We start from the raw sequence: 7,952 nt of genomic DNA on the forward strand, positions 1-7,952 counted from the left end.
TAAATGCATCCTTTGCCTTAAGTCCAGCTAATTTAGCTAATACATATGGACCATTGTTCAAAAGCTTTGCACCATTTTCTTTAAATCCATCTACATTTTTTAAAAACCAACGCGCAAATAAAGGTGGATAAAAAGAATCAACATAAGCATTTCCACTCTCTGTAGCCCAAATAGCCTCTACATTTTCATTTAGCCATTTTGCATCTTCCTTAGTTCTTGAATCTAAATAATTTATATACGGTGTAATAGGATTTAAATCCTCATCAACTCCGACAATTCCGCAGATAACACCATCACCACAAATAGCTCTAATATCTTTAGGATCTATACCGCTAGTTTCAACACAGTATTTTATCCCTTCTATTACCCCTGATAAATAATCATTTACATCCATTTCAAGCCATTCAGGTTTTGGACATTTTAAATTAGTAGCTATCTGAGTCTTAGCCATACAAACCATGTCATCTCTGTATAATGCTGTTTTAGCGCTTTGTGTACCACAATCAAATCCAATATAATATTTTGTCATTTAATATGCCTCCAAATTTCCTATATCTTCGGATATAAATTCGGATATAAAAGTATATATTTCTATACTAAAAAAGCTCGAAGAAAAACATCTCCGAGCATAATACTATCTAAACCATCATTTTCTCTTCTCTCATCCAGACTATACTGTCGGCTTTGGAATTTCACCAAATCAGCTATTAAAAATAGTTCGCGGGCTATCACCGCCGGTAGGGAATTTCACCCTGCCCCGAAGACATATATTATATTTATAGTTTTATAGTAGTCTCATTGTAAAAATCTGTCAATAAAATACAAAAAAATTAGTAAAGTTTAATTGTTGACATTACTTTCCAAATGAATTACTATTATGGCAAAACACTATAAAAATGCATTTAAATTTCACTTACATATATATTAAATACAACTTAACATATCAAAACACTATAAAATTAAATTTGGAGGACTCTAACTTATGAAAACTTCAGCTTTTGAATACGACAATATTGCAGATAAAATATTCATGCCAATATACGATGTAATTACCGACGACATTATAAAATATACAAATATTACAGCTGGTAAAGTTTTAGATATAGGCTGCGGAGGAGGTCATCTAGGTTTGACACTTTTAAAAAAAGGTGCTTTTCAAGCTGACCTTTGTGATATAAATGAAGAAGCCTTGTCCATAGCTTCTAAAAGGGCTAAAGATTGGAACTTAATTGATAAAGTGAATGTATCAATTCAAGATGTTCACAATCTGACATTTGAAGACGAAACCTTTGATTTAATTATAAGCAGGGGCTCTATAGGTTTTTGGAAGGATTTAGAGCTTGCCTTTAAGGAAATTTATCGCGTTCTGTCACCAGGAGGAAAAACCTACATAGGTACAGGACTTGGAAATGAAGAAACAGCTAAAAAAATAAAAATAGAAATGAGAAAAGTAAACCCTGATTGGCCTAAATGTTTGGAGAAAAAACAAAAAACTATGACTACAGATGAATACAGAAAAATGTTTGACCGTCTAAATTTCTCTTATGAAATTTTAGAAAATCCAAGCTGTGGCAGATGGTTTATTATTACAAAGGAGGAAGAAAAATAATGAAAGTAGCAAAGAGTAAAGAAGTAATGAAAAAATTTCTCGAAGAATACAACGTAGATAGAAAAACAGAAATAGTACCACTTGACGAAGCATTAAACAGAGTTTTAGCAGAAGATATACTTTCTAAGGTAACAATTCCTATGGTCAGAGCTTCCATGCTAGACGGAATTGCCGTTTGCTCTTCTATGTTTGAAAACGGTATACCTGACACTAGCAACTGGACATTAGGATGCGAATACGTCAGAGCTGATACTGGTGATGATTTTGATGATAAATACGATTCAATAATAAGAATAGAAGATGTGTCTTTTGATGAAAACAACAAACTTCATATAAATCCTGATATAAAAGTAACTCCTGGTTGTCTTACTAAAAAGGCCGGTAGTTCACTTAAATACGATGAATTTGTATTAGGTAAAAACGTAAAGCTTGTACCTACTGATTTAGCAGCTATAGCTATGGCAGGTATAACAGAGGTTTCAGTTTATAAAAAACCAATAGTAGGATTTATCCCTACTGGTAGCGAATTAATCGCTGTCGGCCAGGAAGTAACTAGAGGAAAAAACATCGACAGCAACAGTGTACTAGCGAAATTTATGCTAAAGGAAATGGGAGCAGATGTTATAAACTACCCTATCGTAAAGGATGATTTCAAATTACTTGAACAAGCTTTAGATAAAGCATTATCTGAATGCGATATAGTAATTCTAAACGGTGGATCATCTAAAGGAGAAGAGGATTTCAATGCTAGACTTCTAAAAAGCAAAGGAAAAATATACTGCCATTGGACAACTAGGGCTCCAGGTCGTCCACTATGTCTAGCTATGATAGACAATAAACCAGTTATAAACGTGCCTGGTCCTGCAATAGGAGCTTTCAATGCTTTAAATTGGTGTATAAATCCTATCGTCAATAAATTCTTAGGATTACCAAATGTAGCTAAACAAAAAATAACTGGAATCATAACAAAGGACCTTGAATGCTGGGGAGATGCCGAATTCTTATCTATGATGGATGTTAAAAAAGAAGGCGACCAATACTACATCACACCTCTAAACTTCAAATCTATGAATTTAGCTAGATGCATGAGTGCAAATGCTATGTATGTATTTGAATTAGGTGGAAAGTCATTTAAAAAAGGGGATTTAATAGAAGTCGAGCTTCTAAGAGATATTGAGTATTTATAGGAGGAAAAATTATGTGGTCTTTATACGATGATTTAATCAAAGGTATACCAGAGGATATCGTCATAGATTATTTTAATATGGGAGTTCACTGGACTAATGTAAAAACTAACGAAAACGCTGGAGTTGCTTTGACAGTAAAGGGACATTCTCGTCCTATGATAATTGAAGAATCATTAAAAGGAATGCCTTTAAGAAAAGCGGCCGAAAAAATTAAATCTTGGAACTTTGAAGAAGCATCTTTCGGTATGGCTGCAATAAACTCATACTACAACGACTTTAGAAAGGTCGAAAAGCTTCCTGGATTTAAACTAGACTCTAGCCCAGAAGAAGGTAGCCATCAAAAAGATGCCTTCGTATCATTTGCCGATAAAGTAAAAGGTAAAAAGGTAACTGTAATAGGTCATTTTCCAGCTATCGAAAGACAATTTGGAGATATATGTGAGCTTTCTATTTTAGAGAGAAATCCATCTAATGGAGATTATCCAGACAGTGCATGTGAATATATTTTACCAGAACAGGATTTTGTATTTATAACAGGAATGACCTTTACTAATAAAACACTTCCTAGACTCTTACAAATAATCAATAAAAACGCTGAAGTATCTCTAGTTGGTCCATCTGTTCCGCTTGCACCTGTTTTATTTGATTATGGAATTACTAATTTATCTGGCTATATAGTTACAAAACAAAATAAGGTAGATGAAATAATAAGATCTGGCGGACAATTTACACTTTTTGACGGTGGAAAAATGGTGAGCTTAGATAAAATTTAGATAAAATGAAGCATATACCTAATACTCTATCTTTTTCGAGAATAGTTTTATCTATTGTACTTTTTTATTTAAATCCGGTAAATTTACCTTTTATTTTAATATACACAATATGTGGTATTACTGATGTGTTAGATGGGTTAATCGCTCGTAAAATAAATGCTACTAGTGAATTCGGTGCTAAACTCGATAGTGTTGCAGATATACTTATTATCTCAGTTATTTTATTTAAGTTTATACCTATCTTAAAGTTAAGTTTTTATATGGTGATATGGATTTTTGTAATTGCTCTAATTAAGGTTTCTTCTATAATCGTGATTTTTATTAGATTTAAGCAGTTTGGAATGATTCATACTTATTTGAATAAACTAACTGGGTTGTTGATTTTTGTTTATCCTATTTTAAATTATTTTATTTCATGCAAATTTTATATGTATTTTGTTTTTATAGTTGCTACAATTACTTCAATCGAGGAAATTTTGATTTGCTCAACTATTACATCGCTTGATTTAGATAAAAAATCTTATTTTAAATAAAGACAGATTATATTCATATAACATTAAATCTGCTCGTATTTTAATTAAAAAATACGAGCAGAACAAATATTTCCCTTTATATATTTTCATTAAATTTTATAATTTTTATTTAAATATCTATCTTTAATATGCTTTAATTAATTCTAATTTACCTTTTATTTCATATTTAGTATTTGGTTCTATATATATAGTTTCTTCTGGGTTAATTTTCATCTCTTTATTTTCAAAAATTACACTTCCATTTCCGTGTATAACAGTAAATGAGCAAAAATTATCTTGAGTTGATTCGCAAATGCAATCATCCACCCTTACCTTTTCAACTTTAAAGTACGGAGTTTCCAATTTTTCGAATTTTTCGATTTTTCCAAACCCATTATCCTTGTTATAATTTATAACCTCTAACGATTTTTCTATATGAAGTTCCCTTCCTCTATCCCAATCATACAATCTATAAGTTACGTCACTGCTTTGTTGTACCTCAATTAATTTTATGCCTGCTCCTATTGCATGAACAGTTCCAGCAGGAATATATATCATATCTCCAGGTTTTACATTTATATATTCCAAGTAGTTTGAAAATTGACCGTTTTTAATAATATCCCTAAGTTGAGCTTTATCGATCCCCTCCTTCAAACCACAAACTAATTTCGCATCCTCATCAGCTTCTAATATATACCAACATTCAGTTTTTCCATTGTCATTTTCATATTTTCTTGCAAATTCATCATCGGGATGTACTTGAACTGATAGGGAATCATTTGATTTGATTATTTTGATTAATATTGGAAGATCAGATTTTAGATAACTTGATAAAGATTCGTTGTTTTCTTCTATTATAGAAGATCCTGCTTTGTGAGTTGATAAATTCCATTTTTCATATCCCCATATTTTTTCACTATAATAGGGCTTCATTTTAAATATTGACATTATTTCTCCTCCTTAAATCAACTGAACCTCTCAAACGATGTATATGTTTGAAAGGTTCGAGCTGTCTTTTAATTATTTTATTTTTTCATATACATCTATAAATTCTCCAGCCATATCAAGAACTGTCATACCGTTCATTAAGTGGTCTTGAGAATGTATTAATAATACAGAAACTTCATTTTTTTCACCGTTTGCTTCTGCTGTTATTAATTCTGTTTGGTGTTTATGAGCTTTATTTATTTCTGTTCTAGCATCTTGTAGCATTTGTCTAGCTTCTTCTATTTTACCTTCTTTAGCTAAAGATATAGCTTCCATTGCCATACTACGTGCTTCACCACTACTTACTATTATTTGAAATGATACATCGAAAATTTGTTGACTATCCATTATTTCTCCCCCTTTTATGATTTAATATTTATTTACAAAATTGCATAGACATCCTACTAGACCTGCATCATTTAAAAATTTACATCTGTCTATGTCTACATATTCATTTACACTTTTAGAAAAGCTGTATTCATATCTATCCATTCTTTTCTTAACTTCATCTATCAGGCATTCTTGTTGAGATATAGCCCCTCCTAAAAGGATCTTATCTGGATTTAAAATATAAGCTAAGTTGTAAATTCCTAAAGATAAATCGTCATAGAATTTTTCTAATATTTCTTGGCAAGCTAAATCCCCTGATTCAGCTCTTGAAAATATTTCTTTTCCGTCTATATCTTCATTTAATTTAGCTGATGCTTTTTCAACTAATGCTCTTGTAGATGCGTAATTACTATAAATATATTGTTCTGGATTTTCTCTTTTTGTTCCATTTATAAACATAAATCCGAACTCTCCTGCCATAAATTTACTTCCATGGTAAATTTCATTATTTATGATGATTCCTCCACCTATACCTGTTCCAATAGTTACACAAACTAAATTCTTGCAACCTTTTCCGTTACCTAATTTATGTTCAGCTATTGTAGCACAGTTGGCATCATTGTCAATTGCTACAGGCAAATTGAATCTACTTTGGAAATATTCCTTTACGTTTAATCCCATAAATCCTTCAATTATTATGCCTGCTGTAATAATACCTAATTCAGTATCTACAAATCCAGGGGAACTTATAGATATCCCCTCGATTTGAAATATTTTCATGTATTTTTCAATTACGTCACACATATTATCTAAGATTTCTTGTCCATTATCAATATTTGTTTTAAATGAATCTTTAGCTATTATGTTTCCTTCGTAATCTAATACACCGTATTTAACAAATGTTCCACCTATATCAAAGCAAACTACTTTCTTAGAATCCATTGTTATCAGCTACCTCTTTAAACCATCTACCACTTTTCTTGATAGTTCTTTTTTGTGTTTCTAAATCTAATGCTATTAAACCGTATCTATTTTTATATGCATTAGTCCATGACCAACAATCTATAAATGTCCATAAATGATATCCCTTGCAATTAGCGCCTTCTTGTATACCTTTATGTAACCATTTTAAGTGATCTTTTATGAAATCTATTCTATAGTCGTCTTCAACTACACCTTCAGAATTTATGTATTTTTCTTCACCTTCTACACCCATACCATTTTCAGATATATAGAAAGGTATATTGTTGTAGTTTAATCTTAAGTTTGTACATATATCGTATATACCTTTTTCGTAGATTTCCCATCCTCTATATGGATTCATCTTACGTCCTGGCATTTCATAGTTATCGAAGAACATATCTGGCATAAATACATCTTCTTTATATTCACTTTCTTTTGCTTTTATTCTTCTTGGTTGATAGTAGTTAACACCTAAGTATTGCACTGTATTTTCTTTTATAAGATCTAAATCTCCTTCTTCATAAACAGGTAATACGTCATGTTCTTTTAATAAATCTATTAATTCAGCTGGGATTTCTCCTAATACTGAAGAATCTAGGAAGCTTCTATTGAAGAATAAATCAGCTATATGAGCTGCCTTTACATCAGCTTCATTTTCTGTACTTCTAGGATATGATGGTGTTAAGTTAAGAACTATTCCTATTTGACCATCTTGTCCTAATTCTTTATATGCTTTTATAGCTTTTGCACTTGCAAGCATTGTATGATATGCTACTTGTGCTCCTCTTTTTCCATCCTTTACATTTGGATAATGAAAGTCGTAAAGATAACCACCTTCTACTGGAACTATTGGTTCATTAAATGTTATCCAATGCTTTACTCTATCTCCAAATAGTTCAAAGCATTTCTTCGCATATTCAGCATATGCATCTACAACTTCTCTGTTTTCCCATCCACCTTTTTCTTGCATGCACATAGGCATATCAAAATGGAATATATTAAATATTGGCATTATATCATTTGCTATAAGTTCATCTATAACATTGTTGTAAAACTCTACTGCTTTTGGGTTTACTTCTCCAGTTCCATCTGGTATAAGTCTTGACCATTGTATAGATGTTCTAAATGAATTATGTCCTGTTTCTTTTAATAATTTTATATCATCTTTGTAATTTGCATAGAATGTAGAAGTATCTTGTGGACCTACATTGTCGAAAAATCTACTAGGTTCTTCTTTATACCAATAGTCCCAAATACTCATCTTTTTACCATCTATATCTGCTGCTCCTTCTGCTTGAGGACCTGATGTAGCAGTTCCCCACCAAAAGCCTTTTGGAAATTCGTATTGTACTGTCATATCTATATCTCCTTTATAAAATTAATTAATTTTAAATTTATTTATGTATGTTTTTTTATTATATTATGGGTAGTTTTTTTATATACGGGTAATTTTTTTCTAATTTAACTAGCTTAATAATTTTTTAATTTATAATCTAACTATATATTTATAATTCAATTACATAGCAGAATCTTCTTTTTCTAAATTTTGCTCTTCTATGTAATTTCTCTTATCTAATGCTTTTAAGAATGG

Annotated in this window: 9 protein-coding genes and 1 riboswitch; of the genes, 4 read left to right on the top strand and 5 right to left on the bottom strand. The window is 31.0% G+C overall.

Annotated elements, in window-relative coordinates; genetic code table 11:
* Positions 1 to 529 (bottom strand): FGGY family carbohydrate kinase (locus ACI3VO_RS01105; protein ID WP_439756133.1); only part of this gene is annotated, 529 nt, incomplete at its 3' end.
* Between the two features lie 120 nt (positions 530 to 649).
* A riboswitch (FMN riboswitch) is annotated at positions 650 to 769 on the bottom strand.
* Positions 770 to 982: 213 nt separating this feature from the next.
* Between ACI3VO_RS01105 and ACI3VO_RS01110 the strand changes: the two genes are divergently transcribed.
* Genes ACI3VO_RS01110 through ACI3VO_RS01125 form a run of 4 tightly spaced genes read left to right on the top strand, consistent with a single transcriptional unit; the run spans position 983 to position 4,102 of the window.
* Positions 983 to 1,609 carry a class I SAM-dependent methyltransferase gene (locus ACI3VO_RS01110; RefSeq protein WP_439756134.1) on the top strand — a complete coding sequence of 209 codons (627 nt, stop codon included), beginning with the start codon at positions 983 to 985 and terminating at the stop codon, positions 1,607 to 1,609.
* Positions 1,609 to 2,796: a molybdopterin molybdotransferase MoeA gene (locus ACI3VO_RS01115; protein ID WP_439756135.1), complete on the top strand. Its 1,188-nt coding sequence runs from the start codon at positions 1,609 to 1,611 to the stop codon at positions 2,794 to 2,796. The genes ACI3VO_RS01110 and ACI3VO_RS01115 overlap by 1 nt, the downstream gene beginning before the upstream one ends.
* An 11-nt stretch (positions 2,797 to 2,807) precedes the next feature.
* Positions 2,808 to 3,569, top strand: coding sequence for a Rossmann-like domain-containing protein (locus ACI3VO_RS01120; RefSeq protein WP_439756136.1), 762 nt, complete (start codon positions 2,808 to 2,810; stop codon positions 3,567 to 3,569).
* A 5-nt stretch (positions 3,570 to 3,574) separates the two neighbouring features.
* The gene (locus ACI3VO_RS01125) at positions 3,575 to 4,102 is read left to right on the top strand and encodes a CDP-alcohol phosphatidyltransferase family protein (protein ID WP_439756137.1); all 528 of its coding nucleotides are present in this window, start codon (positions 3,575 to 3,577) and stop codon (positions 4,100 to 4,102) included.
* Between the two features lie 123 nt (positions 4,103 to 4,225).
* Here ACI3VO_RS01125 and ACI3VO_RS01130 read toward each other — a convergent pair whose 3' ends face one another.
* The 4 genes from ACI3VO_RS01130 to ACI3VO_RS01145 all read right to left on the bottom strand — a co-directional run bounded on the left by ACI3VO_RS01130 (position 4,226) and on the right by ACI3VO_RS01145 (position 7,718).
* On the bottom strand, positions 4,226 to 5,029 hold the full coding sequence (locus tag ACI3VO_RS01130) for a type I phosphomannose isomerase catalytic subunit (protein ID WP_439756138.1): 804 nt from the start codon (positions 5,027 to 5,029) through the stop codon (positions 4,226 to 4,228).
* A gap of 72 nt (positions 5,030 to 5,101) precedes the next feature.
* Positions 5,102 to 5,416: a PTS lactose/cellobiose transporter subunit IIA gene (locus ACI3VO_RS01135; protein WP_439756139.1), complete on the bottom strand. Its 315-nt coding sequence runs from the start codon at positions 5,414 to 5,416 to the stop codon at positions 5,102 to 5,104.
* 21 nt (positions 5,417 to 5,437) lie between these two features.
* Positions 5,438 to 6,340: an ROK family protein gene (locus tag ACI3VO_RS01140; RefSeq protein WP_439756140.1), complete on the bottom strand. Its 903-nt coding sequence runs from the start codon at positions 6,338 to 6,340 to the stop codon at positions 5,438 to 5,440.
* Positions 6,330 to 7,718, bottom strand: a complete 1,389-nt coding sequence (locus tag ACI3VO_RS01145; RefSeq protein ID WP_439756141.1) for a glycoside hydrolase family 1 protein — start codon at positions 7,716 to 7,718, stop codon at positions 6,330 to 6,332. Before ACI3VO_RS01145 ends, ACI3VO_RS01140 begins: the two co-directional genes overlap by 11 nt.
* Positions 7,719 to 7,952: the final 234 nt, after the last annotated feature.

Origin of the sequence: Intestinibacter sp., assembly GCF_051866655.1 — a bacterium.
Taxonomy (GTDB): Bacteria; Bacillota; Clostridia; order Peptostreptococcales; family Peptostreptococcaceae; genus Intestinibacter.

Coding starts and splice junctions, on each gene's coding strand:
- ACI3VO_RS01110 (WP_439756134.1), top strand. CDS start 983: ATGAAAACTTCAGCTTTTGAATACGACAATATTGCAGATAAAATATTC.
- ACI3VO_RS01115 (WP_439756135.1), top strand. CDS start 1,609: ATGAAAGTAGCAAAGAGTAAAGAAGTAATGAAAAAATTTCTCGAAGAA.
- ACI3VO_RS01120 (WP_439756136.1), top strand. CDS start 2,808: ATGTGGTCTTTATACGATGATTTAATCAAAGGTATACCAGAGGATATC.
- ACI3VO_RS01125 (WP_439756137.1), top strand. CDS start 3,575: ATGAAGCATATACCTAATACTCTATCTTTTTCGAGAATAGTTTTATCT.
- ACI3VO_RS01130 (WP_439756138.1), bottom strand. CDS start 5,029: ATGTCAATATTTAAAATGAAGCCCTATTATAGTGAAAAAATATGGGGA.
- ACI3VO_RS01135 (WP_439756139.1), bottom strand. CDS start 5,416: ATGGATAGTCAACAAATTTTCGATGTATCATTTCAAATAATAGTAAGT.
- ACI3VO_RS01140 (WP_439756140.1), bottom strand. CDS start 6,340: ATGGATTCTAAGAAAGTAGTTTGCTTTGATATAGGTGGAACATTTGTT.
- ACI3VO_RS01145 (WP_439756141.1), bottom strand. CDS start 7,718: ATGACAGTACAATACGAATTTCCAAAAGGCTTTTGGTGGGGAACTGCT.